20 protein-coding genes and 3 pseudogenes are annotated in these 24,318 nt (G+C 69.7%); 14 read left to right on the top strand and 9 right to left on the bottom strand.

All coding sequences use genetic code 11. The features are described 5' to 3' along the window. Positions 1 to 496: 496 nt before the first annotated feature. Positions 497 to 1,822 carry a HAMP domain-containing sensor histidine kinase gene (locus AB0E88_RS27895; RefSeq protein WP_361635963.1) on the bottom strand — a complete coding sequence of 442 codons (1,326 nt, stop codon included), beginning with the start codon at positions 1,820 to 1,822 and terminating at the stop codon, positions 497 to 499. Between the two features lie 153 nt (positions 1,823 to 1,975). Between AB0E88_RS27895 and AB0E88_RS27890 the strand changes: the two genes are divergently transcribed. The 5 genes from AB0E88_RS27890 to AB0E88_RS27870 are packed head-to-tail and all read left to right on the top strand — an operon-like array spanning position 1,976 to position 7,430. Further along, the gene (locus tag AB0E88_RS27890; protein WP_361635960.1) at positions 1,976 to 2,644 is read left to right on the top strand and encodes a hypothetical protein; all 669 of its coding nucleotides are present in this window, start codon (positions 1,976 to 1,978) and stop codon (positions 2,642 to 2,644) included. 5 nt (positions 2,645 to 2,649) lie between these two features. After that, positions 2,650 to 3,336, top strand: coding sequence for an ABC transporter ATP-binding protein (locus AB0E88_RS27885; RefSeq protein WP_361635957.1), 687 nt, complete (start codon positions 2,650 to 2,652; stop codon positions 3,334 to 3,336). 10 nt (positions 3,337 to 3,346) lie between these two features. Continuing rightward, positions 3,347 to 4,009 carry an ATP-binding cassette domain-containing protein gene (locus AB0E88_RS27880; protein WP_361635954.1) on the top strand — a complete coding sequence of 221 codons (663 nt, stop codon included), beginning with the start codon at positions 3,347 to 3,349 and terminating at the stop codon, positions 4,007 to 4,009. Further along, complete coding sequence (locus AB0E88_RS27875) at positions 4,006 to 6,657, top strand: FtsX-like permease family protein (RefSeq protein ID WP_361635951.1); 2,652 nt, start codon at positions 4,006 to 4,008, stop codon at positions 6,655 to 6,657. The genes AB0E88_RS27880 and AB0E88_RS27875 overlap by 4 nt, the downstream gene beginning before the upstream one ends. Positions 6,658 to 6,695: 38 nt before the next feature. After that, on the top strand, positions 6,696 to 7,430 hold the full coding sequence (locus AB0E88_RS27870) for a response regulator transcription factor (protein WP_361635948.1): 735 nt from the start codon (positions 6,696 to 6,698) through the stop codon (positions 7,428 to 7,430). A 460-nt stretch (positions 7,431 to 7,890) separates the two neighbouring features. Here AB0E88_RS27870 and AB0E88_RS27865 read toward each other — a convergent pair whose 3' ends face one another. Beyond that, on the bottom strand, positions 7,891 to 9,312 hold the full coding sequence (locus tag AB0E88_RS27865) for a tryptophan 7-halogenase (RefSeq protein WP_361635945.1): 1,422 nt from the start codon (positions 9,310 to 9,312) through the stop codon (positions 7,891 to 7,893). Positions 9,313 to 9,479: 167 nt separating this feature from the next. On the opposite strand from AB0E88_RS27865, the gene AB0E88_RS27860 reads away from it, so the two are divergent. The 3 genes and pseudogenes from AB0E88_RS27860 to AB0E88_RS27850 all read left to right on the top strand — a co-directional run. After that, positions 9,480 to 10,562, top strand: a complete 1,083-nt coding sequence (locus AB0E88_RS27860; protein ID WP_361635942.1) for a glutamate--cysteine ligase — start codon at positions 9,480 to 9,482, stop codon at positions 10,560 to 10,562. A gap of 333 nt (positions 10,563 to 10,895) precedes the next feature. Then, positions 10,896 to 11,249: a hypothetical protein gene (locus AB0E88_RS27855; RefSeq protein WP_361635939.1), complete on the top strand. Its 354-nt coding sequence runs from the start codon at positions 10,896 to 10,898 to the stop codon at positions 11,247 to 11,249. A 494-nt stretch (positions 11,250 to 11,743) separates the two neighbouring features. Next, a pseudogene (locus tag AB0E88_RS27850) lies at positions 11,744 to 11,938 on the top strand (hypothetical protein); the annotation flags it as partial. Here the strand turns inward: AB0E88_RS27850 and AB0E88_RS27845 are convergent. Further along, the gene (locus AB0E88_RS27845) at positions 11,877 to 12,257 is read right to left on the bottom strand and encodes a helix-turn-helix domain-containing protein (protein ID WP_361635936.1); all 381 of its coding nucleotides are present in this window, start codon (positions 12,255 to 12,257) and stop codon (positions 11,877 to 11,879) included. The pseudogene AB0E88_RS27850 and the gene AB0E88_RS27845 overlap by 62 nt on opposite strands. Positions 12,258 to 12,330: 73 nt before the next feature. On the opposite strand from AB0E88_RS27845, the gene AB0E88_RS27840 reads away from it, so the two are divergent. Continuing rightward, positions 12,331 to 13,029, top strand: a complete 699-nt coding sequence (locus AB0E88_RS27840) for an NADPH-dependent F420 reductase (RefSeq protein ID WP_361635933.1) — start codon at positions 12,331 to 12,333, stop codon at positions 13,027 to 13,029. 31 nt (positions 13,030 to 13,060) lie between these two features. Here AB0E88_RS27840 and AB0E88_RS27835 read toward each other — a convergent pair. Together AB0E88_RS27835 and AB0E88_RS27830 are read right to left on the bottom strand one after the other, a co-directional pair. Continuing rightward, positions 13,061 to 14,053 (bottom strand): annotated as a pseudogene (locus tag AB0E88_RS27835) (serine hydrolase domain-containing protein); the annotation flags it as partial. A 1,162-nt stretch (positions 14,054 to 15,215) separates the two neighbouring features. Continuing rightward, a complete protein-coding gene (locus AB0E88_RS27830; protein ID WP_361635931.1) occupies positions 15,216 to 15,959 on the bottom strand; it encodes a helix-turn-helix domain-containing protein in 744 nt (247 codons plus the stop codon). Between the two features lie 63 nt (positions 15,960 to 16,022). Here AB0E88_RS27830 and AB0E88_RS27825 point away from each other — a divergent pair, with 63 nt between their 5' ends. From AB0E88_RS27825 to AB0E88_RS27815, 3 genes are all read left to right on the top strand, one after another. After that, entirely contained in the window at positions 16,023 to 16,592 is a 570-nt protein-coding gene (locus AB0E88_RS27825; protein ID WP_361635928.1) for a TIGR03086 family metal-binding protein, read from the top strand. A gap of 736 nt (positions 16,593 to 17,328) precedes the next feature. Continuing rightward, positions 17,329 to 17,748: a DUF6193 family natural product biosynthesis protein gene (locus AB0E88_RS27820; protein ID WP_361635925.1), complete on the top strand. Its 420-nt coding sequence runs from the start codon at positions 17,329 to 17,331 to the stop codon at positions 17,746 to 17,748. 672 nt (positions 17,749 to 18,420) lie between these two features. Continuing rightward, the gene (locus AB0E88_RS27815; protein ID WP_361635922.1) at positions 18,421 to 18,816 is read left to right on the top strand and encodes a hypothetical protein; all 396 of its coding nucleotides are present in this window, start codon (positions 18,421 to 18,423) and stop codon (positions 18,814 to 18,816) included. A 392-nt stretch (positions 18,817 to 19,208) separates the two neighbouring features. Here the strand turns inward: AB0E88_RS27815 and AB0E88_RS27810 are convergent, their stop codons facing one another. The 3 genes and pseudogenes from AB0E88_RS27810 to AB0E88_RS27800 form a co-directional block, all read right to left on the bottom strand. Further along, on the bottom strand, positions 19,209 to 19,685 hold the full coding sequence (locus AB0E88_RS27810; protein ID WP_361635920.1) for a hypothetical protein: 477 nt from the start codon (positions 19,683 to 19,685) through the stop codon (positions 19,209 to 19,211). Between the two features lie 97 nt (positions 19,686 to 19,782). Further along, positions 19,783 to 19,956 (bottom strand): annotated as a pseudogene (locus tag AB0E88_RS27805) (ISL3 family transposase); the annotation flags it as partial. 396 nt (positions 19,957 to 20,352) lie between these two features. Beyond that, the gene (locus AB0E88_RS27800) at positions 20,353 to 20,661 is read right to left on the bottom strand and encodes a hypothetical protein (RefSeq protein WP_361635917.1); all 309 of its coding nucleotides are present in this window, start codon (positions 20,659 to 20,661) and stop codon (positions 20,353 to 20,355) included. 961 nt (positions 20,662 to 21,622) lie between these two features. Here AB0E88_RS27800 and AB0E88_RS27795 point away from each other — a divergent pair. Beyond that, complete coding sequence (locus AB0E88_RS27795) at positions 21,623 to 22,369, top strand: putative immunity protein (RefSeq protein WP_361635969.1); 747 nt, start codon at positions 21,623 to 21,625, stop codon at positions 22,367 to 22,369. On the opposite strand, the gene AB0E88_RS27790 is transcribed toward AB0E88_RS27795, so the two are convergent. After that, a complete protein-coding gene (locus tag AB0E88_RS27790; protein WP_361635914.1) occupies positions 22,283 to 23,215 on the bottom strand; it encodes an NADP-dependent oxidoreductase in 933 nt (310 codons plus the stop codon). The two genes, AB0E88_RS27795 and AB0E88_RS27790, sit on opposite strands and share 87 nt — an antisense overlap. A gap of 89 nt (positions 23,216 to 23,304) precedes the next feature. Between AB0E88_RS27790 and AB0E88_RS27785 the strand changes: the two genes are divergently transcribed. Continuing rightward, entirely contained in the window at positions 23,305 to 24,267 is a 963-nt protein-coding gene (locus AB0E88_RS27785) for an AraC family transcriptional regulator (RefSeq protein WP_361635912.1), read from the top strand. The last annotated feature ends 51 nt before the right edge of the window (positions 24,268 to 24,318 follow it).

Genomic DNA, 24,318 nt, shown 5'->3' with positions numbered 1-24,318 from the left:
CTGCTCACCGCCTGCGCGCTGCTGTCCTGCACCACCGCGGCGACCGGCGCGATCGGAGTCCACCAGGACATCGAGGTGGCCCAGGGCGACGCGGCGGGCCACTGAACGGCCTTCACCGGGCGGTGCCCGATCCGCCCGGCTTTTCCGATCCTGTGCTGGTTGTTGCCCGGGCCGCGGACGCGGCCGGCATGGCTGAAGATCGTGATGGTGTGGCGCAGGGCTTCGAGGTGCGGCGTGAGGTGGTCGGTATAGGCGCCGCCGCCTTGGCCCTGGCCGATGACACCGGCGGCGCTCCCGGCGGCCTTTCACCGCCGTGGACCGCAATGGCGGCCGGCCGACGCCTCGGATCGGACACGGATCGACGTCGGACGGCCCCCGGGACGTGCAGAAGGGGTGGGGACCTGTTTGAGCAGCACGGGCCCGGACGGATTCCGTCGTCTGGTCATCGACAGAGGCCGGCGCGAAGTGGCGGCCACGGAGTCGCAGGGGCCCGTGCTCACTCGCCCGCCGGGGGCCTGGTCCAGGAGCCGGCCCTGTGGACCGGGATCAGCAGGGTGAACGTGGCGGGCGCCCTGCTGGTCAGAGACAACCGGCCGCCCAGGGACACGGCCAGGTCACGGGCAAGGGCCAGTCCGATGCCCGTACCGTCGCTCTGGCCGGTGTGTCCTCGGCCGAACAGGTGGGCCGGCTCGCCCTCCACGGCCCCCTCGTCACTCACGTCGAAGGCGAGTGCGTCGTCGAGATCCCGCACTCCGACCCGAGCGGTGCCGCGCCCGTGCACCCGGGCGTTGTCCAGCAGGATGCCGAGCACCTCCCCGACCGGGCCGCCGGGGACGCGCGCATCCCTGGGCGCGTCCCGTGTACCGCACTCCAGCCGCCTGCCGTCGGCGGCGAACAGGCCGTGCCAGCGCTCCTCCGCCTCCCGGAGAAGCTCTGCCACCGCGGTGTCCCCGGCGGCAGGGCGGGGCCGCTCCGGGGAGCGGGACAGACGCAGCACTTCCTCCACCGTGCGGTGCAGGCGATGAGTGGTGTCCAGCGCCTCGGCGAGGACGGGTCGCAGCAGGGCGTCGTCGTTCTGGGCGAGACCTGCCTCCAGGGCGAGTTGGAGTCCGGTCAGTGGGGTGCGCAGTTGGTGGGAGGCGTTGGTGCTGAAGTCGCGTTCGCGGCGCAGGAGTTCGGACAGGCTGTGCAGCATGGTGTTGTGGGTGCGGGCCACCTGGTCGATCTCGGCGACGCTGCTCGGGGCCGCCCTGGCACCCAGGTCGCCGTCGGCGACGGCCCGGCAGTGGCGGGAGAGGTCCTCCAGCGGTGCGGCCAGCATCCGGGCCTGACGGCGGGCGACGAGTACGGCGACGGCCAGTGCGAAGACGGCCACACCCAGCAGTACGGCCCACGCGGCCAGTACGCGGTCGCGAACGGCGTCGGCGGGGGAGGACGCCCGGACCACACCGATCACGCGCTCGGCGTGGGAGACCGGCACGGCGGCGACCAGGTCGCTGCCCGAGCGTTCCCGGATCACCTCTCCGGCGAGGGCGCGGCGGATCGGGATGTCACCTGCCAGGGGGCCGCTGCCCGCCCGCAGTCTCTGCTGCGGGTCGTACAGCCCGAGCCGTCCGCCGGCGGGTGCGTGGGGAAGTTCCACGGGGTCACCGGTTGCGTAGTCCGGGCTCACCCGTACGGCGGCAGCGAGGGCCGCGCGCTCCAGGGTGTCGCGCTGCCCGGCGTAGAAGGAAGACCTGAGGGCCACGGCGAGGGGGACAGCGAGCAGGGCTACGGCGACCAAGGCGGCGGTGAGTGCGACTCGCACCACGCGCTTTCTCATGCTCCCATCATGCGGCGGCCCGGCCGCGCGGGCGGAATGCGGCACACGCTTTTGCCGTCGTCTAACCCTCGGCGGGCCCGGCGTTAACCGGCCGCTCCCTAGCGTGGCTGCCATGACCGTCCGGTCCGGGGGATCCATTGGAGGGCAGTGGTGATGGCAGTACAGGCAAGGGCATCCCAAGTCGTCGCCCTGACCCTCGTGGCGGCGGCCGCCGCGGGGTGCGCTGGCTCCGGCTCGCATTCCCGTTCCGCTTCGACAACGTCGTCCCGCTCCACCCCGTCGGCGACACCGGCCTCCTCGGTAAAAGGCCGGGCGGAGCAGAACAGCCCGGCGCCCACCGAGTCCAACCCCCCCGGCGACATCCCCGACAACCAGGCCTACGTCCCCTACCGGCCCGTCGGCGGTTCCCTCTCCGGTTTCACGGTGAAAGTTCCCGAGGGGTGGGCCCGCACCGACCAGGGCGGCAGCACGGTGTTCACGGACAAGCTCAACACGGTGAGGATCACGGCGGTCTCCGCCTCCGGCGCGCCCACGGTGAACTCGGTCACCCGGACCGTCATCCCCGAGCTGCGCACGCAAGTGGTGAAGTTCGCCGCGCCCAAGGTGTCGGAGGTGACTCGCCACGCCGGACATGTCGTCCTGCTGACCTACCAGGGTGACTCGCCGAAGAATCCGGTGACCGGCAAGGTGGTGCGCGACGCGTTCCAGCGGTACGCCTTCTACAGGTCGGGGCACGAGGTCGACCTCACCCTGTCCGGCCCGGTCAACGCCGACAACGTCGACCCATGGCGCATCATCAGCGACTCCTTCGCGTGGCGGTGAGCGCCATGGAAACCGGGACGGCCCTCGCCGCGCGAGAGCTGTACCGCTTCTACCGGGCCGGCGAGGAGGAGACGCTCGCGTTGCGCGGGGTGTCACTGCGAGTCGACCGGGGCGAGACGGTCGCGGTCGTGGGGCCCTCCGGATCCGGCAAGTCGACTCTGCTCGCGTGCCTGGCCGGCATCGACGAACCCTCCGGCGGCGAGGTCCGCGTGGACGGCCTGCGGATCAGTCACCGGCCGGAGACCGAGCGGGCCCGGCTGCGGGCCCGGCACATCGGTGTGCTGCTCCAGAGCCGGAACCTGCTGCCCCACCTGAGCATCCGGGACAACGTCCGCCTGCCGCAGCGGGCCGCGGGTCGCACACCCCTCACCTCGGCCAGGGAACTGCTGGCCGAGGTGGGCCTGGGCAAACGGTCGCACGCACTGCCGAGGCAACTGTCAGGCGGTGAGCTGGCACGGGCCGGACTGGCCGTGGCGCTGGCCAACGCGCCCACCGTCCTGCTGGCCGACGAGCCGACCGGCGAACTGGACGGGGAGACGGAACGGGTGGTTCTGGAGATGCTGCGAGAGCGGGCCGCCCAGGGATGCGCGGTGCTGATCGTGACGCACAGCCCCGAAGTCGTCCGCCGCGCGGACCGGGTGATGGCGCTGCAGGACGGTCAGGCCACCGACGCCGCCCGCCCCGAACCGTAGGAGACCCCCCATGCTGCCGGATGGACTGCTCGTGACGTGCGCCGACGCGGCTCTCACCTTCGGCCGGGGCGCGCAGGCGGTCGTGGCCGTGCACGGCGCCGACCTGGCGCTCGCGGCGGGCGACCGGCTGGCCGTCGTCGGCCCCTCCGGGTCGGGAAAGAGCTCGCTGCTGCACCTGCTGGCCGGGCTCGAACGGCCCACCAGTGGAACGGTGCGACGGGCCGCCGGCCTCGGGCCGTACGACATCGGCCTGGTATTTCAGGGCGACAGCCTGATCCCGGCGTTGAACGTCGCCGAGAACGCCGCTCTTCCCCTGGTCCTCGCCGACCGACCGGAGGACGATGCCCGTCAGGCCGCCCTCGCCGCACTCGCGCGGGTCGACGCCGCCGACCTCGCGGACCGCCTTCCCGAGGAGATCTCCGGCGGCCAGGCCCAGCGGGTGGCCGTCGCCCGGCTGCTGACCCAGTCGCCGCGCCTGATGCTCGCCGACGAGCCCACCGGCCGCCTGGACCACGCCACCGGCGCCCGCGTTCTGGACGCCCTGCTCATGGCCGCCGACCACACGGGCGCGGCTCTCGTCGTCACCACCCACGATCCGGCCGTCGCGGCCCGCCTCACCACCCGGCGCACCATGCGCGGCGGCCGCCTGCTCGCACCGGAGGAAGTCTCATGATCGGATCCTGGACGGCCGGCCTGATCCGCCACCGCACCGGACGCCTGCTGGCCGCCCTGACCGGCATCGCCCTCGCCGTCGCCCTCGTCGCCGCGCTGGGATCCTTCCTCACCACGTCACAGGCGACCATGACCCAGCGCGCCGTGCGCTCCGTCTCCATCGACTGGCAGGTCCAGGTGCAGCCCGGAGCCGACCCCCGCTACGTGATGTCCCTCGTCCACAAAGCCCCCGACACCCGCGCCGCCCTGCCCGTCAGCTACGCCCACACCACCGGCTTCACCGCCCACGTACAGGGCAGCACCCAGACCACCGGCCCCGGCATGGCGCTCGGCCTGCCCGACGGCTACCGCTCCCTCTTCCCCGACGCGCTCCGCACCCTTTCCGGCTCGCCGACCGGCGTCCTGCTGGCCCAGCAGACCGCCTCCAACCTGCACGCCGCCCCCGGCGACACCATCGGCATCCACCTCCCCGGTAGCGGAGTGCGGCAGGTGAAGGTGGACGGCGTGGTCGACCTGCCCCAGGCCGACTCCCTCTTCCAGACCGTCGGCGCGCCCAGCCAGTCCCAGCCGACCGCGCCCCCGGACAACGTCGTCCTGCTGCCCGAGGCCAGTTTCACCGCGCTGACTCAGGGCACAGCCGGCGTCACCACCCAGATCCACGTCGCCCGCGACGACACCCGCCTGCCCGCCGACCCGGCCGCCGCCTTCACCACCGTCACGGGCGCCGCCCACAACCTGGAAGCCCGCTCCGCCGGTGCCGCGCTGGTCGGAGACAACGTCGGCGCCGCCCTTGACTCCGCACGCCAGGACGCCCTGTACGCCCAGATGCTCTTCCTCTTCCTCGGCGTCCCCGGGGCCGTCCTGGCCGCCGCCCTCACCGCCGCCGTCGCCTCCTCCGGTGGCGAACGACGCCGCCAGGAGCAGGGACTGCTGCGGCTGCGCGGCCTGCGCCCCCGCCAGATCACCGCGCTCGCCAGCCTGGAGGCGGCACTGACCGCTGTCCTCGGCGGCCTGGCCGGACTCGGAATCGCCGCGCTGACCAGCCGCCTCGTCTTCGGCGCCACCTCCTTCACAGCGGGCGCGGGCACCTGGGCTGCCTGGTACGGCGCCGCGTTCATCCTCGGTGCCGTCGTGGCCGCCGGCGCCGTCCTCGTCCCCGCCCTGCGGAACCTGCGCACGGTGACCGTCGCAGAGACCCGCAAGGAGGCAGGCGGGCGCAGCGGCCGCAGCCCCTGGTGGATGCGGTACGGCGTGGACTTCGTCCTGCTGATCTGCTCCTGGCTGGTCTTCCGCGCTTCCTCAGGCAACCAGTACGCCCTCGTTCTCGCCCCGGAGGGCGTACCCAGCATCTCCGTGTCGTACTGGGCCTTCCTCGGCCCGGCGCTGCTGTGGACCGGCGCCGCCCTGCTGCTGTGGCGGCTCACGCTCTTCGCTCTCACCCACGGCCGCCCCGCCCTGGCCAGGCTGGCCCGCCCGCTCACCGCGACCCTCGCCGGCACCACCGCCGCGACCCTCTCCCGGCGCCGCCGCCCACTGGCCCGCTCGGTGGTGCTGCTCGCCCTCGCTGTGTCCTTCGCGGTCTCCACCGCTGTCTTCAACGCCACCTACCGGCAACAGGCCGAGGTCGATGCCCGGCTGACCAACGGCGCCGACGTCACCGTCACCGAACCACCCGGCGCCCGCGTTCCACCCGCTGGCGGATCAGCCCTGAAAGTGTCCGGCGTCCGCCGCGTCGAGCCACTCCAGCACCGCTTCGCCTACGTCGGCTCCGACCTCCAGGACCTCTACGGAGTCCGTCCCGGTACCATCACCCGGGCCACGTCGCTCCAGGACGCCTACTTCGCCGGCGGCACAGCCCAGCAGCTCATGCGAAAGCTGGCCCAGCGCCCGGACAACCTGCTGGTCAGCGCCGAGACCGTCAAGGACTTCCAGCTCGCCCCCGGCGACACGGTCAACCTACGTATCCAGGACGCCCGCACCAAGGCCCTGCGCACGGTCCCCTTCCGCTACGCCGGCATCGTCAAGGAGTTCCCCACCGCCCCCAAGGACAGCTTCTTCGTCGCCAACGCCTCCTACGTCGCCACGGCGACCGGCAGCGACGCGGTGGGCGCTTTCCTCTTCGACACCGGTGGCGCCCACCAAAAGCAGGTCGCCGCCCGCCTGCGCTCGCAGCTCGGCACGAGCGCCACCGTCACCGACCTCACCCAGACCCGCGGCACCGTCGGCACCAGCCTGACCTCCGTCGACCTCGCCGGACTCACCCGCATCGAACTCGCTTTCGCCGTTGTGCTGGCGGCCGGGGCCGGAGGACTCGTCCTGGCCCTCGGCCTCGCCGAACGCCGCCGCACCTTTGCCATCGCCACGGTTCTCGGCGCCCGCCCACACCAACTGCGCGGCATGGTCCTCACCGAGGCCTTCCTGCTCGCCGCGGCCGGCTTGGCCGGGGGCGCGGCGATCGGCTGGGCGCTGTCCGAGATGCTGGTCAAGGTCCTGACCGGTGTCTTCGACCCGCCCCCGGCAAGCCTGTCGGTGCCCGGCGCCTACCTCGCGCTCACGGCCGCCGCCGCTCTGCTCGCCGTACTGGCGGCGGCCCTGAACGGCATCCGCGGTGCCCGACGCCCCGCTGTGGAGGAGCTCCGCGACCTGTGAACCAGCGTGCGGGGACCCGCATGTCTACGCTGTCGTCCATGGGCACGCCTGCCGCACCGGACCGCAGCCGCCTGCGCGTCCTCGTGATCGAGGACGACGACACCATCGGACGCCATCTGGAAACCGGCCTGCGCGGCAACGGCTACGCCCCCACCTGGAGCCGCACCGGCACCTCAGCCCTCGCGGAGGCCGACCGCACCACCTACGACGCCGTACTCCTGGATCTCGGTCTGCCCGACCTCGACGGCCTGGACCTTGCCCGTACCCTGCGCGCCCGCTTCCCCGACCTGCTGATCGTGATCCTCACGGCCCGCACCGACGACATCGACGTCATCGCCGGCCTGGACGCGGGCGCCGACGACTACCTGGTCAAACCCTTCAGCCTCACCGTTCTGCTGGCCCGCCTCCGCGCCCACCTGCGCCGCCAGACCGCCACCTCACCCGCGCAGCAGCCCGTGCGACTCGGCGACCTCGTCATTGACACCACGGCCCGCCGTTGCACCCTCCACGACACGGACGTCCCGCTGCGGCCCAAGGAGTTCGACCTGCTCGCGCTGCTCGCGCGCAGCCCGGACACGGCCGTCTCCCGCGAGACACTGATGGCACAAGTGTGGGACGAGAACTGGTTCGGCACCACGAAGACCCTGGACGTCACCATGGCCGGCCTACGCCGCCGCCTCACCCGGGCCGCAGAAGAGTCCGCACGCCCCTGCCGGCTGCCCAGCATCACGACGCTCCGAGGACACGGCTACCGACTGGAGTGGAGCGGCTGATCATCTGGTTCGCAGATTCTGTCGCCGTAGCGGCAGACGCGGATCGTCGGTGCCGAACGGGGTGTCCCCTCCTGGCAAGGAGATGATCTCGGCCCTGATGGGAAGGCGGGAGGTCATCCCCCCGGCCGCCGCCGTGGAGAGCGCCGTCGGCGGCCCGCGCGGCGCAGGCAGTCTGGGGGACCTGGCCGCCCGGCAGGACCCGCCAGGGCCTGCCCCGGATGCCGCAGTCCTGGTGGGCGGGGCCCGCGGTCGGCGCGCGACGGCGACGACGTAGGAGCAGACCAGCTCACCCTCGCGCAGGTGGTGGAGACAGACGTGCGCATCGTGGTGAGCGGCCCGTCGTACCGCTCGGGCTGGCGTCCGGCTACGCGCGCCGCGGCGCGCCAGGTCGTGGGGCGTTTCGCCGCTGGGTGTGTTCCTGCTGCGTGCGCCGTGCGGGGGAGACGCTGGAGCCTCCTGATCAGGTGTGGTCGGTGGGGCGCAGGTGGGGGTGTGGCTGCAGGTTGAGGTAGAGGCCGGCGGTGGCGTGGGCGGGGGTGGTCGGCAGGGGGAGGAGGTGGCTTGTTCCGTGGCCCGCGAGGCCGGGCGGGGTCTGGCCGTCTGCGGGCTGGCGGATGGTGTGCAGGAAGGTGTCGACGGGGTCGTCGGTCTGGCTGTCGTGGAGGTCTTCGGCGCCGGTGATGATGTTGAGGAAGCTTTCGTGCAGGCGTAAGGGGGCTTGGTCGCGGTGGCTGAGCTGCTGTGCGGTGCGGAAGTAGTGGTCGCGGCCGGAGTGGATGCGGTAGAAGGCGCTGACCAGGATCAGGAGGCGTTCGTAGGCGTGCTGGTAGGCCTGCTGGTAGAAGGCGTGGGCGGCGTCTTCGTCGATGTCGCCGGCCAGCATGCTGTTGATGGCGGCGGCGGCGAGCAGGCCGCTGTACATGGCCAGGTGCACGCCGGTGGACAGCAGCGGGTCCAGGAAGCAGGCGGCGTCACCGGCGAGGAACCAGCCCGGTCCGCTGAAGGTCTCGCTGACGTAGGAGTAGTCGCTCTCGGTCTTCAGCGGCGCCACCTGGCGGGCGTGGGTGAGCAGGCCGGCCAGCATCGGGCAGCGGGCGATCGCTTCGTCGTAGAGGCCCTGCAGTGAGCCGCCGGCCTGCTGCCGGGCGCGGGTGAAGGAGCGTTTGTCGGTGACCAGGCCGACGCTGAGGGTGCCGTCGTGCAGCGGGATGGCCCACAGCCATCCGTCGTCGGGCAGGGAGAACACCCCGATCGCGCCGCTGGGGGCTGCGGCAAAGGGTGCGGCGTCACGCCAGTAGCTCCAGGTGGCCACGTTGCGGAAGGCGTCGTGGACGCGCCTGCTGTGCAGGTGCCGGGTGGCCAGGAGACCCGCGCGGCCGGAAGCGTCGACCAGGTGGCGAAAGCGGATGCGTCCCGCGCTGTCGTTCCGGCCGGCCCAGGCGGCTTCCACCGCCCGCCTGGGCGGGCCCGCCGCGCCGCCGTTCTCGAACATGACCTGCCCTGCCCGGACCTCTTCCCGTACGTCGGCCCCCTGGGCGCGGGCGTGCTCCAGCAGCAGGTGGTCGAACTGGGAGCGGATGACCTGGAAGCTGTAGGCCGCCGGCCTGCCTGGCTCGTCGAAGCCCAGTGACCACTCCTGGCCGCCCCAGCCGTAGAACGCCCCCGTCTTGCGGATGAACCCGTGTGCCTCGACTCTCTCGCGCGCACCCAGGACGTCCAGGACGGGCAGCAGGGAGGGCAGCAGTGACTCCCCGATGTGGTAGCGCGGGAACCGTTCTCGTTCCAGCACCCGCACCTGATGGCCCTGGCGGGCCAGGAGGGCCGCGGCGGTTGCGCCCGCCGGGCCGCCTCCGACCACCAGGACCTCGGTCTCCTCACGCATCCGGTGCTCCTCAACCCTTGGCGGACAGCGCTTCCGTGTACCGGTCGAGCACTTTCTGAGACAGTGTCATCACTATGAGCAGTGAACATCACGGTGGTGCCGGCCCGACAGACGTCCTCGCGCCCGCCCGGGCCCCTGGATCCGGCCACGCTCCAGTACCGCTCACCGTGGGCATCGAGGAGGAACTCCTCCTCGTCGATCCCCTCAGCCGTGCTCCCAGCCCCCTGGGACCGCAGGTGGTGAGGGAGGCGGCCGGTGAGCTCGGGGACAGGGTCGGCACCGAGCTGACCCGCTATCAGGTCGAAGTGCGCACCGATCCGCACACCTGCCTGAAGGAAGCCGCCGAACAGATCCGTTCCACCAGGGCGGCCACCGCCCGCGCCGCCGCCCGCCACGGATTGCGCCTCGCCTCGACCGGCACCCCGGTGCTCGGCCAGACGGCCCCTGTCCCGATCACGCCCGGCGCCCGCTACGCCCACAGTGCCGCGCACTTCCGCGCTCTGGACGACGAGCAGAGCGCGTGTGCCTGCCACATCCACGTCGGCCTGCCCGACCCCCGCGACGCCGTGTACGTCAGCAACCACCTGCGGCCGTGGTTGCCGGCACTGATCGCCCTCAGCGCGAACTCTCCGTTCCGGGACGGGCAGGACACCGGATACGCGAGCTGGCGCACCACCACCTGGGGACGCTGGCCCGTCGCCGGCCCACCCCCCTACTTCGAATCACCCGCCCACTTCGACGACCTCGTCGACACCCTCCTGACCACCGAGGCGCTCATCGACCGCGGCGGCCTCTACTGGGACATCCGCCCCTCCCACCACCTGCCCACCATCGAAGTCCGCGTCGCCGACGCAGCCCTCACCCCCGACGACACCCTCATGCTCGCCGCCGTCGTACGCGCCCTGACCGCCACCGCCCTCGAGCACATCCGAGCCGGAGACCCAGCCCCTCGCCCGGCACCCGAAGTCCTGCGCGCAGCCTGCTGGCGCGCGGCACGCGACGGACTGGCCGGCACCGGCATCGACCCCCTCACCGGCCACCTGGCCGCCCAGACCACGCTCGTCGAGAAACTGCTGCACACCATCGCCCCCGCACTGCGCCAGCACGACGACCTCGACCACACACGCGAGCAATGGCAGCGCCTGCGCACCGAAGGAACCGGCGCAGACCGCCAGCGCGCGGCCCACCGGCGACGCTCCAGCACCCACGACGTCGTCGACTACCTCATCTCCGCCACCTGCCCCCAGTAGGGCAGCGGACCGGGCGCCGCATCAGACCGGGCCGCGTTCCCGCAGCGCCTTGCCGGTGGTGGAATCTGGCGGTGTCCGGGGTCCGGCCCGTTCCTGAGGATCTCGGGGGCGGGCCGGTCGGGGGAGTGGCGGCCAGCCCCGGCACGTAAGTCCGCTCGTCGGGAATCGAGCCCCTGGCGACCGAGGGGCGACCGAGGACGGCCTGGAGCCGGCGCTGACGGCTTAAGGGGGAACGATTCGGCTTCCCCTTCCGGGGGACAAAGCGTCTACCCCGCTCTGTGCGAGGGCATCGCTGGCATTGACCGCATGAACGCTCTACGAGGAGAAATCCCAGTGTCTGTTCGTTCCTTCGCGGCGGCCCTCGGTGCTGCCTGCAGTGCTTTCACCTTGCTCCTGGCGGTGCCCGGATCTGCCTCTGCCGCAGCCGGCCAGTTCCGCTACACCTACACCACCACTGATGGCTACGACGCCGTCGGATTCATGAACAACCCTCCCAGCGGCCAGTGCATCAACCTGCAAGGACCGGCCTCCGAACCAGGATCGGCCAGCCGGGCACCGAAGAACCGCACGGACGCCACTGCCACCGTCTTCCTCAACGCCGACTGCGAAGGCGACACCTACTACACCCTGCCCCCAGGAGCGGGCGCATCCGACCGCCTGCTCCTGCGCTCCGTCGTCTTCTCCTGAGAAGCGGCACTTCACCGACTGGCTGCTGGCCGCGCGCCGACAGCGCTACCCCCAGCTGACGAATGGCAAATCCTCACCGGCAGCCCCGCCCCCCATCCCTCAAGAGGCCGCGCGCCTCCGCACCCGGCGCGACCACGACCCGGGTACGGAGGGCTGTAACCCGCAGCAGGCGCATGCAGGTTCCTGGCGCAGCGAGGCGAGCGGTGAGCGCGGGCACTTCTCCATCGCGCGCAGCTGCTCCCAGTCGACTTCGGGGTGGGCGGGGAAGATCGCGTCGATGGAGGCCGTGGTGTAGACGCGACATCGACGGCCCCGGGCCCGGGTGGTACCGAAGCGGACCTCGACCGACTGCGGAGAGCGGACCCAACCGAGCCGGACCATGTGATCCCAATCGGCGCGTCGGACCCAGGCGGGCGGCTGCCTGCTCGGGACCGAGCGCGGTACGTCTGTGGTGGCACTCGTACTGGGAGACCGTCCCGGCGGTGCCGGCCTTCGACTGCGAGGCATACAAGCAGCGCAGCACCGTCGAGCGGTGCTTCAACCGCCTCAAGCAGTGGCGCGGCATTGCCACCCGCTACGAGAAGACGGCCAGGATGTGGTCGCGGTGCGCGATCCACTTCGACTCATCTAGCAAGTTGGACGAGGGGACTGCGGGTCAGGAGCGCATGCTGCTTCCTGGGCGGCCATAACCTCATCGCCGTACTCGAAGGCCCAGGCGCCGACGGCGTCGATGGGCGTCAGCAAGGTCCGGCCCAGAGCGGTGAGCTGGTACTCGACCCGTGAGGGTGCGTCGGGGTCTGCCAGCCGGTCGACCAGTCCGTTGAACTGCAGCCGACGCAGAGTCTCGGTGAGGACCTTGGAACTGATGCCCCCGATCCGCTCCCGTAGTTCGACCGGGCGCCTGGGACCGTCGCGCAGTGCCCAGAGCACCACGGCGTTCCAGGTGTTGGAGAGCAGGTCGAAGGCGAGGCGGGCGCGGCAGTCGGCGAGGAAGGTGTCGGTCGTCACGTACCAAATGGTGCCCGAACCGCCGTCTAGCGTCGGTGTGAACGGTCGAAGCAGGCGCGGAGAGGAACGTGTGATGAGGATCGGCGTGCTGGGAACAGGCAACATGGCCGACGCGCTCGCCACCCACTGGGTGCGGGCCGGGCACCAGGTGACCATCGGGGGACGGAACGCACACAAGGCGGAGCGGCTCGCGACGCGCATCGGAGGCAGCGCGAAGCCTGCCAGTCTGCGCACGGCAGCCGAGGACGGTCAGGAGGTGGTGTTGGCCGCGCTGCCCTTCGGGGCGGGAGTAGACGTGGCACGGGACCTGCACGCGGCCTTGGAGGGCAAGGTGGTGCTCGACTGCTCCAATCCCGTCGGCCCGGGCTTCCGGCTGCTGACGGACGGAGGCCCCTCAGCCGCGCAGCAACTGGCTTCGGCGGTGCCGGGAGCCCACGTGGTCAAGGCCTTCAATCTCTGCCACGAGGACGTGTGGCGCATGCGGCCGCCCGTCTTCGGTGGACGGCCGCTGGCCGTGCCGGTCTGCGGGGACGACGAGACGGCCCTCGCGCGTGTACGCGAGTTGGTGCGGGACGTGGGCTGCGAACCCGTGGCCGGCGGCGGTCTTGAACGTGCGGGGCTCCTGGAAGCGACCGCCGCGCTGTTCATCGCCCTGTGGGTCGGCGAGGGAGTGGATGCGCAGGCAATCGCACCGCCGCTGGCCTATGCGGCCGGACCGAGCCACCAAGAGAGGGGCGAGACGAGCACAGTGCGCGGTCGACGAGAGCCGTAACGTCCTGGTTCTGCCGAGTGGCGCTGCTTTCGTCCCCTGGTCGGCTGTGCAAGGAGACCGTGACGGTGGTCCGGGCGTCCGGAGTCGCGGCAGGCCATACCAGGTAGCCGAATCCGTCGCCGCTGTGCCCCCAGTACCCGCCACCGCAGGACAGCGGTGTCCAGAACAGGCCGAGCCCGTCGCGCGTGCCCGGTGGAAAGCCGTGGTCAGAGGGAACTTCGACGGTACGCAGCATCTCAGCCAGCTGGGCGGGGGCCAGAAGCCTGCCTTGCACCAGTGCCGTGAAGAACCTGTTGATGTCCGTGGTCGTGCTGATCATCGACCCGTCTGCGTCGGCGTCGAAGGGCAGGTAGGCGATCGTGGTGTCGGTCATGGCACCACCCGGCTCGAACTGTTGGTAGTTCCGGGCATGAGGGCCGGGCAGGAACGGCCAGTTGCCGGGTGTGAGCGTGCGGCTGAGCGGCAGCGGACGAAGAATCCTGGCCCGGACCTCGTACTCCCATGAATGGCCCGTGACAGCCTTGATGACCATGCCCAGGAGGACGTAGTTGGTGTTGGAGTACTGCCAGCCGGCACCGGGTGCGAAGGACGGCTGGTGCTTCATCGCGAGGGCCACCCGCTGCCGGGAGGTGTAGGTGGTCCAGCGGTTCGTGCGGTACCCGGCCGCGCTGAGTTCAGGGACGACGCCGCCGATGTAGTCGGGCAGCCCGCTGGTGTGCTGCAGCAGCTGGCGCAGAGTGACCCGGTGCCCGTCATTACCGTGGCCGCGGACCAGGCCCGGCAGCCACATGTCCACCGTGTCGTCCAGCGACAGGCGGCCTTCGCCGGCGAGCTGCAGCAGTACTACTGCGACGAACGTCTTCGTGGCGCTGCCGATCCTCACGTAGCCGTTCGTGGCCACAGGCTGTTTGGTGCTGAGGTCGCTGACCCCGCTACGGGCGGTCCGCACTCCGTGGGGCGTCTCCAACCTCACCGATACGCCCGTTACGCCGTCGTCCCGCAGGGCGTCGGCGTCACGCTGCATTGGGGACAGGTGATGGGAGGGCGCCGCCAGGGATTCTGCGGGAACACATAACGTCAGAAGGGCGACAGCAAACGCGGCCACTGTACGACGACTGATCCGACTGATCGACATGAGGCAACGCTATGAACGGCAGGTGCGGCGAACCATCCAGCCACCCAGAGGTCCCGTCCTCGGGTTCTCCGCAGTGCTGTACCTGATATCGGCGACTGTCTTTGACTCGCCGCGGCACATGAACACCCGCCGACCACGAAGAACTCTCACATGAGGTCACACCAGCGCTCACCGCATCCCGCTCCCGTGACACCACCCTCTTGCGCCGCCGCCTACTGCTCTTGCCCGTACGGCTGTGGTGGCGCCCCTACTGGGAGACCTTCCCCTCGGTGCCGGCGGTGCGCGTCGAGCTGCGCCAGCTGGCACGCGTCCACGGAGCCGACCGGGCCGCATCAACCGGTCGCCTCGGTCAGCAAGAAGCACGAGGTTGCGACAAGGGTTGCCTCTGTCGGTGGCGCCATCCGCTGCGACCGGGGTTGCGCCTACTAGCAGACCCCGGCCGGCGGAGGAGTTGGAGCGGCTCTGGCTGATTTGATCCACTCTGGCAGTTGGTCGCATCGAAGTCGGTGGCCTTCTGGACGAAAGCCCAACACGTGTTTGGCCAGGACATCCAGCTTGGGGCAGTTGGCAGGCACAGCCATGAGCTGGCCCCGGTCGATCTCGACCAGCGCGTTCGGGTGGGTCAAGATCCAGCGGGGTAGCGGGGCAGCGGGGCACGGCGCGGGCCGAGGACTCGAGCAACGCGTTATGGGAGGGTCACCGGTACGCCAGGCAGGCAGATCGATGCCGCACCGCCGGTAGGCACCCTCCGGGTCGATCACCCGCAGCCGCATAAACGCCGCAGGATCGCGCTCCTCGTCGCCCAGTACGGCCACACTGTGCCCGGCCTGGACGTGGACGCGTGGAGCAGCTAACACGCTCCCGGTTCGACCTGGCGGGCTGGAAGGCGGCCTACGAGTCGGGCGTGCGAGAGCAGGAGGATGAGCGCGAGGACAGCGGCGCAAGGAGCGGGCCCGTCGCAAGAAGTCGAAGAACGATGCGGCCCCGCCGGGGGTGGCGTCACCCACGCCATCTCATCTGCTACCACAGGCTTACCAGCAGAGATGATGTCTCAATACCGCTGTGCGTACTGGGTCGGTGGCTCGCCGAACATGCTCTTGAAGTCGCGGATGAAGTGACCCTGGTCGGCGTAGCCGAGGTCCGTCGCCAGCGAGGCCCAGTCGATCGCCCCGCCAACGGCCATGCGTGCGGTCACCTCGTGCAGGCGGTAGCGGCGGATCACCCACTTGGGCCCAATTCCGACGTACTCCGCGAACAGTCGTTGCAGCCCCCGCATGCTCAGCCCCAGCTCACCGGCGAGGCGTTCGACCCTGGTCAGGGTCTTGTCCTTGGCGATCAGCTCGACCGCGGCCACCGCCTGGCGCACCCGGGAGTCGTCCTCCGGCAGGTGTTTCAACAGGAACGCATCCATGGTCGGCACGTCGAGTGTCGTGGGCAGGTCGGGGCCGAACACCTCGGTCGCCGAGACGACTCGGTCGGTGATCGTGGAGACGGAGGCACCGAGGAACGGGCGGAAGCAACCCGGCCGGAACGCGACGCCGAAGACGTGGTCGCGGCCCTCGAGGACCTTGATCCGGTAGCCGCTGCACACGCCGCTGATGTCCACGCGTCCGCCGCCGAACGACAGGTGCACATTCGGGTACGGCACGATCTTTTGCCGGTAGGGCTCGGCGTAGTCCCAGCGAGCCTCCCAGTACCGCTCCACCCATGGCGCGAGCGCTGGCGACGGACTGTGGAACGCGTGGCGCTGATACCTGGTCCACGCACTCCGCAGTTCACGAACGTCTCGCCCCACACGGCACAGTCTATGTCGCCTTTGTTCAATACACCTCAGCCCGTGGCGCCTAGCGTCAACGTCATGTCATACCTTTCCAACGCGGCCGAGGCCATGGCCGCAGTCACCCGCACCATCACCGACGACCAGCTCGCCAACAAGACTCCTTGCACGGAGTATGACGTGCGAGCACTGGTCAACCACCTCCTGTTCTGGGGCCCGTCGCTCGCCGGCGCAGGTCGCAAGGAGTCCGTTCCGCAGCCAGCGGCCGCCGAGTCCGATGTGGACCTGGCGGGCGGCGACTGGCGCGGCCGCCTGCTCGCCCTGCTGAACGACATCACATCGTCGTGGGCGCCTCCGAGCGCCTGGGAGGGAGAGACGAGCATGGGCACTCCGCACTCGCTGCCCGCGCCCGTCATGGGCGACATGATCGTCAGCGAGCTGGTCGTGCACGGCTGGGATCTGGCGGTGGCGACCGGGCAGCGGCTGGAACTGCCCGCCGATCTGCTGGCGCATCTTTACGACACGATGTTGGTCGGCGTGGAACAGGGACGGGAGATGGGCATGTACGGACCGGAGGTCGCGGTCCCGGCCGACGGGCCCACGTTGGACCGCATCCTCGGGCTGACCGGCCGTGATCCCGCCTGGGCGTAGTCTCGGCACCGACTCTTAGCTTGATGTTTTAACTGCCTCGGAGCTCAGCATCTGGCCTCGGTCAGAGTTTCAACGGCCCATAGGTGCCGTTCTGGAAGGTGAAGACGGTCGGCTCAGACGGTGCGGCTTCAGTCCCGCCGGAGCAGCCTGATCCAGGCCCGCTTCCCCGAGCGGGTGCAAGCGGCCACAGGTGGGCCTGAAGGTCTGGTCCTCGATGGGGAGTCTGTTGTGTGGGTGGGGGGAGGGGGTGTCGTTCGGCCGTGGTCGTCGGGGTCCTGGGCGACATCGTCGCCGACGTGCACGGTACGAACGATGTCCGGGCCGTGTCCATGGCGCCCGTCGGCGCCTTGTGCACCGACTCTGTTCGCTGCTCCCGTTCAGGCATGATCGCCTCCGTTCCTTGGGCGGCGTTGCGACGGCAGAATGTGCAGGTGAACTCTGATCTCTATCCCGACCTGGCTGCGGCCGGCAGCCTGGCGGCGGCGCTGGAACAGCTGGCTGCCGAACTCAGCGTCGATCTCACAATGGTCCCCCAGGACGGGGGCCCGTTTCGGCGGGTATCGCCTCGTCGGTCCCCGGGCGCCGGCCGCTGTCCGTCTACATCGGGGCAGATGACCGTTGGTTCGGTGTTTCTGGCTGGGGTCAGGGGATCGAGCTCATCACGGGAGCCACCTCTGACCTGGCCGATATCGTCAGGGCTGGTGCGGCATGGGATCGGGGCAGGAGTTTGCGGGAAGTGCGGGCCGGCCTGCCGTTTCTGCATGTCAGCGAGCGCGCCGAGGCCCACGAGCGCGGTCCGGCCTCGGTCGTGGAGCTGCAATGGCGCACGATGCGGGAAGACGCTGCCCAGGCCCCCAATTTCCCTGCGTTCGGCGAACTGGTGGAAGCGGCACATGCCCATCCGAAGCTACGACAGCTCTACGTGTTCTCCAGTCACTGGACGCTCGGCTTCAGCTCCTGCACCGGGTTCCCGTTCCGCGTCGAGGTGGCCATCGCTCCGTCGCGCAACGGCGGCCCGTACCTCGTGATGGAGCGTCCCCGCTCCCTCGTGATCGGCGAGACGGCCACGGCCGAAGAGGCGGTCGCTGTGGCGGTGTCCCGCCTCCCTTCCGGGCTAGGGCCAGCTGTTGCGGGAACCGCCGATATGAATGAGTGACGCATCAGGAAAGGAACAGACAGGCCGAATCTAGTCACGGACAGATAAATAACCTCACGGAAATTACGGACATAACTGACACCGGTCGGCGTCAGCGGCAGCGTTGATCCCTGAGTCAGCCGCAGGGCCACCCCCTAAGCGGGGCGTGGCACGCGCACCGTCGGTCTCGCCGCCTGACCCTGTCGAATCCCCACGCGCCCCGCCGACGGCATATGCCGTCGGCGGGGCGCGGCGTTGTTCTGCCTGTTGGAAGTCGCCGTCTTCACATCCCGCGCGCCCCTCAATCAGGCGGGGGCAGTTCCAGGCGACCTCATACCTGTGACGAGGCGGTGATCCGGCAGCGTCGCCGCCTCCGCCGCTGGGCGCAACAGCAGATTCCACGAAGAGCCAGGTCTTTCCGAAGGCTTGTGCGATGGTGATCCAGGCCTGGGCGCGGTTACCGCCCTGGGGGATGGCGTGGGCAGTCCGCTCAGCGCTTTCCGGGTCGGTACGAGACCGTATCTGCGCCAGGGCGCCGCCTGGTTCAGCGCGGCCGGAGCGGTCCGTGACGGGCGATGAGGCGCCGACTGTCTACTTCGACGGCAGCTGACGGACGCGCTCCAGGCGCCCGCGCTGTTCAACTGGGTCAGCTCTCGGCACTCGCTGGAGCGGCGCGGGGCGGGACGCCGCGAGGTGATCACACTGGAGACGAGCAAGTGGAACCGATCAGGACACTTGATCCGGTTCATCGTGGCGAGCCTGACCGTTTTCGATGACGGTCTGGCTGCGTGGCGCCGGGCCAACCCAGATCTGACCGTTCGCCGTCCCGAATCCGTCGAGGCGATCGTCTGCGCCTCCAGCTTCCTGGACATGTCCAGCGAGCACGTCGTGGTGCTCACCCGTCCCGAGGAGCGCTGGGCGAGGTTGGAGCGGTGCGCCACCCACCTGCGCAGCACCGCGCTCCCGTGGTTTGCTGGCTCAGCCGATCCCGAACACAGGAACGCGGCAGGGGAGCCCGATCTCCCGTTCGAGACGTTCAACTTCACCGACCTCGAACGGCATGAACCGCCCCACGCCCAGGCGGCCTAGATACCAGCGCGACAACTCTTCAGACACGGCCAGACTGTCGCACTCTGGGGCCACCCGAAATCCTCCAAGCCCCCGCGTTGCTGAACGTCGAGCTGAGTACGTTCATCCGTACGTGCCTGAGCACTCCGACGAGCATCCCCGCACGGGCGCGGAGCAGGTCACGCGGACTGAGCTGGTACTTCTCCGAGTCCAGGAACTCCTCGCTGACCGGCTTCAGCGGGCGAGGTGATGGTGTTCGCGGCGATCTCGGGAGCATCCCCCGCGGGCGCGGGGAGCGGGGCCGCATGAACGCGGTGATGATGCGGGTGGCGGGACTATCCCTTGGCTTTGTCCATGAGAACGGGTTCTGGCTCGCTTTCCGTGAACCGGTCACGGTGGTCATGCGACGCAGCTCAAAGGCTGTGGTTCCGGTGCGCTTCTGTGGCGAGAAAGTCTCGCGCCGCGGAGGTGACCCGGTCGCGAATGTTCTGCTGATCCGAAGGTTCGTTCGGCAGGTCGAGCGCTCTCGCCAGATCAACGATGGGTTGCAGCACATCGGGGTAGTCGAGTTCGGCTGCAGCTTCTCCATAGATTAGCTTCGCTCCCTGCACGGGATCGAGTTGGCGCGCCACGATCTGGCCAGCCCACCACTGGGCTGCGGTCCATCGCGCCTTCGCAAGATCGTCCGAGGTCAGCGGCAGCAGACCTAACTCTTCCAGCACAAAGTCAAACAGCTCGCGGGCCTGGGGATGCTCATCACGCGCGAGGCCAGCCAGCAAGCGAAGCGACGGAGCCTCGATGTCGGCCATCAGCGCGTCCAGGCCCAACTGGACCAGGTATGCGTCCGAGGGGCGCTGCCAGGGTTCCATGGCCAAGTCTGCAGCGGCCATACGGATCAGGCTGATCGCTACTACTGCGTCCATGCTCTCGCCCCCCGCATCATCTTTCCGTGGAGGCAAGTTCTATCACCGAGAGTCGGGTGGTTGATCAGGTAGCCAGCAATACGCGCTTGCGCAGCAGGCTGAAACTGGCTCGGCCGAACATCTGCCGCTTGAGCATCTTGATCCTGTTGACGTGGCCTGCAATACCGGAGTTCCAGGGCAGGGTCAGGCCAGCGATGACAGCGTTGCGCTCGCGGTCGATTCCTGCGCGAGAGTGTGGAGGCTGGGCAAATCGTCTTGACGGACGGCGTCGAGCCACTGCGGGAGCCGTTCGCCCTGGCGCTCGGTGAGCATCTGGGCGAAGGGCCGGACGGACCGGTCAGGGCGTCGAGTTCGGGGCAGTTGGCAAGGACGGCCTTGAGCCTGGGCTGTTCGGACTCGGTCAGAGTTTCGCGTCGGCTGAAAATCCCATCTCGTCACCACGCGGGGTGCCGGCGGTGGCGCGGTGACCGGCCGTGGCGAAGGGAAAAGCGGCTCGTCCAGGAGCCTGGCCTGGTACGTGAGGGGGCCATCGTCGTAACCCGGTATCCGGGAAAGCTGCAGGTCTGCACTGTTCATCACGGGGGACATCATGCCGCCCTGGCTCCGCACCCTTGAGGCCGGGCACACCAGCCGATCATTGCGGGACAGCCCTTAAGGCTTCGGGGCACGGCCCGTGGCCCGATGTCCAGAAGCCGGCCTTGACCAAGATCCACTCCGGCAGCTGCGGGCCGTCACTGGTCTCCCGGTCCACGAAAGCGAAGCTCACCCGAACATCCTCAAAAGGTGTCAGCTCAAAATTGCGCTGACCGAAGTCGAACTCCCTGACCTCCCAGCGGCAGCCCCTGCCCCGCATGGCAGAGGCCAGCGCCGACTCGGTGACGTGCGAGCCGAAGCTGCGCTCCTGGCCGCGGCCCGGGCCGGGCAAGGCGATCTGATCCATCACCAGCGACAGCGTGAGCGACCGAAGTGTTCGACATGGACAGAAGAGCAAGTCGATCGACCCAGCGCCGAAGCGACGCGGCCACTGGCCCTTCCGGCTCACGGGCCCAAGGTCCTCAGGCTCACCATACGCAGCGGAAATGTCGGCCAACCGAGCGCCGGACTGCAGCGCACCCCTAGCCCCCGTCGCGGCGAACTGAGCCAGCTCCTCCACCAAACTCATAGCGAGATCATCGCATCGCTGCTCGATCGGCCGAAAGAGCGGGTTTAGACACGACCGTCAACCTTCGATGAGAATGCTCAAGGGTCGGTGCGACAGGACAGGGAGGAAGGGCCGTGGACGACCCACCACGAACGGACGCTGAGACCCTCACGCTGCGCCTTGGCCGCTATCACCTCGTCATGACAGCCGACGGTCGGCCGGTCATGCACGGCTGGTGGAACAGCCGGCCGATCGCCCGCAGCAAGTCAGCTCGTCGGCGAGCAAGGACGGCCCAGCGTCCGCCTAACCCTCACCGAAGAACAGACCAGCAGCCGGTTGACGAGCTGGCCGGACGGCGCCTGACCCTCTGCCAAGCTGGGGATCATGGCCCACCGCCCCCACCCCATGCGCGAGCGCGCCCGCCGGCAGATCGACCGCCACTTCGGCCCCCTCCCGAAATGCTCGACAGCGCGGCCTCGCCTGCTCGGAGCGAATACCGCGCCGACTGCCGAGCCATGGGTAGGCGAGTACCGGATGTCTACTCGCTGATCGCCGCTGAGCGAAGGTCAAGCCCGGCGTATTCGTGAAGAGGTGTTGCTCTGACCCTGCGCTATTCCGTGGTTTCGCAGGCGGCTAGGTCGGCCTTAGAGCGTGTTTCTGATCCTCCGGCAACGCATGCGATAGACGCCCGCACCAATTGGTCGAACAGGCCTGACCGCGCCCAGCAGCTCGGAGTTCACCTGCCACCGTGCTGTCCATCGCAATGGTCGACGATGGACTCATGGCAGGGGATGAGAGCGAGATTGCTCTGAGTAAGCAAGAGCTTCGTGAGGTCACCGCGTTCGCTGCGGCGTGCGCGGAAGTGGTGCTCGAGGTGTTCGAGGCCGATCAGCCTGACGACCCGCGGCCTCGAGACGCTATCGGTGCCGCGTGGGAGTTCGCTCGAGGCGGTGAGCGAGGGAAGTCTTTGCGCGACACAGCGTGGGCCGCGCTCAAGGCAGCCAAGAGCGCCGACACTGCGGCTGCGCGTGAGGCAGCTCAGGCCGCGATGTCTGCGGCAGGCGCCGCCTACTTGCATCCGCTGGCCAAGGCCACTCAGGTCAAGCACATTCTCGGAGCTGGCGCTCACGCAGCCAGAGCCGCCGAACTCGTCGACGACAACAATGCGGGCATTGGTGCCGAATACGTTGAGCGAGCGGTGCAGCGTGCAACACCGGTCGTCGTGGAGGTACTCAAACGGTTCCCAGCAGCACCAGGTGGCGGTGGGCGGGTTGGTGAATTGATTCGCATACTGGACACTGACCTTCGTTCACTCACCTTCCCTGGTGTCGGCGTACACGTGAACGTGCTCAGCCGGGCACGGGGGAACGTGCCCAGCGGCCGCGGGACGCGGGGGCCGGATTCCGGGTCCGGCCACCCGGGCTCACGGGATGACGAGGACCTTGCCCCGGGTCCGGCCGGTTTGGCTGAGACGGTGGACGTCGGCGAGGTCGGACAGGGGGCGCGATGAGCTGATGTCGACGCCGACCGTGCCCGCGTCGACGAGATCCACGAGCGCTCCCAGGTCCGCGACATCGTTGCGGGCGACCATGTGCATCGCGCTCACCCGGGAGTCGAGAGGCGGTTCGATCGGGGTTGCGATCGACACGATCCGTCCGCCCTGCCGCACCAGGGGCACCAAGTCCGCGGCGTCCTGGGGGCTCAACGGGACCAGGTTGAGCAGGATGTCCACCGGACCGTCGAGCGCGGTGCTCACCGGCCGAGCGGTGTAGTCGATGACGTGGTCCGCCCCCTGCCGCAGGACCGCCTCGGTACTGCGGGGACCGGCCGTGGCGATCACCTCGGCCCCCGCGTACTTGGCAAGCTGCGTGACGAAGCCTCCGACGCCGCCACCTGCACCGTTGACCAGCACCCGCTGGCCCGTGGCCAACTTTCCGTGCTCGAACACGGCCTGCCACGCCGTCAGGCCGGCGACAGGAAGCGCCGCGGCGTGAGCGAGCGGGATGGACTCCGGCGCCGCGGTCAGCACGGCGGCAGGCGCTCGTACGTATTCGGCAGCCGCGCCGCCGCCGTCGAGCCGTCCGATGACACGGTCGCCCACGGCGAATCCCTCCGCCCCCGCGCCGATCTCGGCCACGGTGCCGGCGACGTCCCAGCCGAGCGTGTAGGGCAAGGCCACGGGAAGGAACGCCTGCAGCAGTCCGGCACGCAACGCGGCCTCGGTGGGATTGAACGAGTTGGCGGCGACACGGACGAGCACTTCACCGAAGTCGGGGCGTGGGCGCGGAACATCGTCGTAGCGGATCACGGAGGCATCGCCGAACTCGTGGATGCGTGCGGTCTTCATCATTGTCATGCCGTGAATCTACGACTACGGATGAGGACGATCCATACGCAAAGACTTCCCCATTCCTACGCGATCGTCTCGCGCTCTACGCTCGGGGCATGGATGTACTGAGCGATGTGGTCGCGGTGACGCGGACCGGCCGACCCCGGTCGGCGTATGCGCGATGGCATGCCCCGTGGGGCCAGGAGTTCTCCTCGGTACCGGGGTCGGCGGGCTTCCAGGTGGTCCTGCAGGGCTCCTGCTGGCTCTTGCCCGCGGACGCGGAACCCGTCCGGCTGGGCACGGGGGACGTGGTGTTCCTGCCGCACGGCAAAGGGCACGTCCTGGCCGACAGCCCCCAGACCCCGGTTGCGACCCCTGCCTGCGGACCCGACGGTCCGGAGCCGTACGACGCCTACGCATCGGACAGCGTCGACAGGAGGGGGGACGGCGGCCCTGTCACCGTGTTGCTCTGCGGGGCCTACCAGCTCGATCCGTTCCGCGCCCACCCGCTGTTGCTGTCCCTCCCGGATCTGATCCACCTGCCCGCGCATCCGGGCCGCCGTGCCGAGTTGGGCGCGGCGGTGAAGCTGCTCGCCGCCGAGCTGGAGACCCCGAGCCTGGGCATGGACGCAGCCGTCCCTGCGGTCTTGGACACACTGCTGCTCTACATCCTGCGCATCTGGTTCGACGAGCGGCCCCTCCGAGGGGACCACACCACCGGATGGGCCGCCGCGCTGAACGACCCGCCGGTCACCGCCGCCCTCCACGCCATCCACCGCGACCCCGCCGCCCCGTGGACGGTGGCGAAGCTCGCCGCGGAAGCCGGGCTCTCCAGAGCACCCTTCGCCAAGCGCTTCGCCCGACTGGTAGGCCAGCCACCCCTGGCCTACCTGACCTGGTGGCGGATGGCCACGGCAGCACGACTGCTACGGACATCGGACGCGCCGCTCAGATCGGTCGCCGCCCAAGTGGGTTACACGTCCGAGTTCGCCTTCGCCAACGCGTTCAAACGCGCGCACAACACCCCGCCCGGAACCTACCGACGAAAGGGCTGGTTGACCCGAAGCGGCCACACCTGAGCACGTTCAGTCGTACGCGGCTGGGATGGGTGGCGTCCGGCTTCTACCGGA

Origin of the sequence: Streptomyces sp. NPDC028635, assembly GCF_040637635.1 — a bacterium.
In the GTDB taxonomy this organism is placed as follows: domain Bacteria; phylum Actinomycetota; class Actinomycetes; order Streptomycetales; family Streptomycetaceae; genus Streptomyces.
The sequence above is the reverse complement of the archived record's forward strand: the minus strand, read 5'-3'. Positions and strand labels throughout refer to the sequence as shown.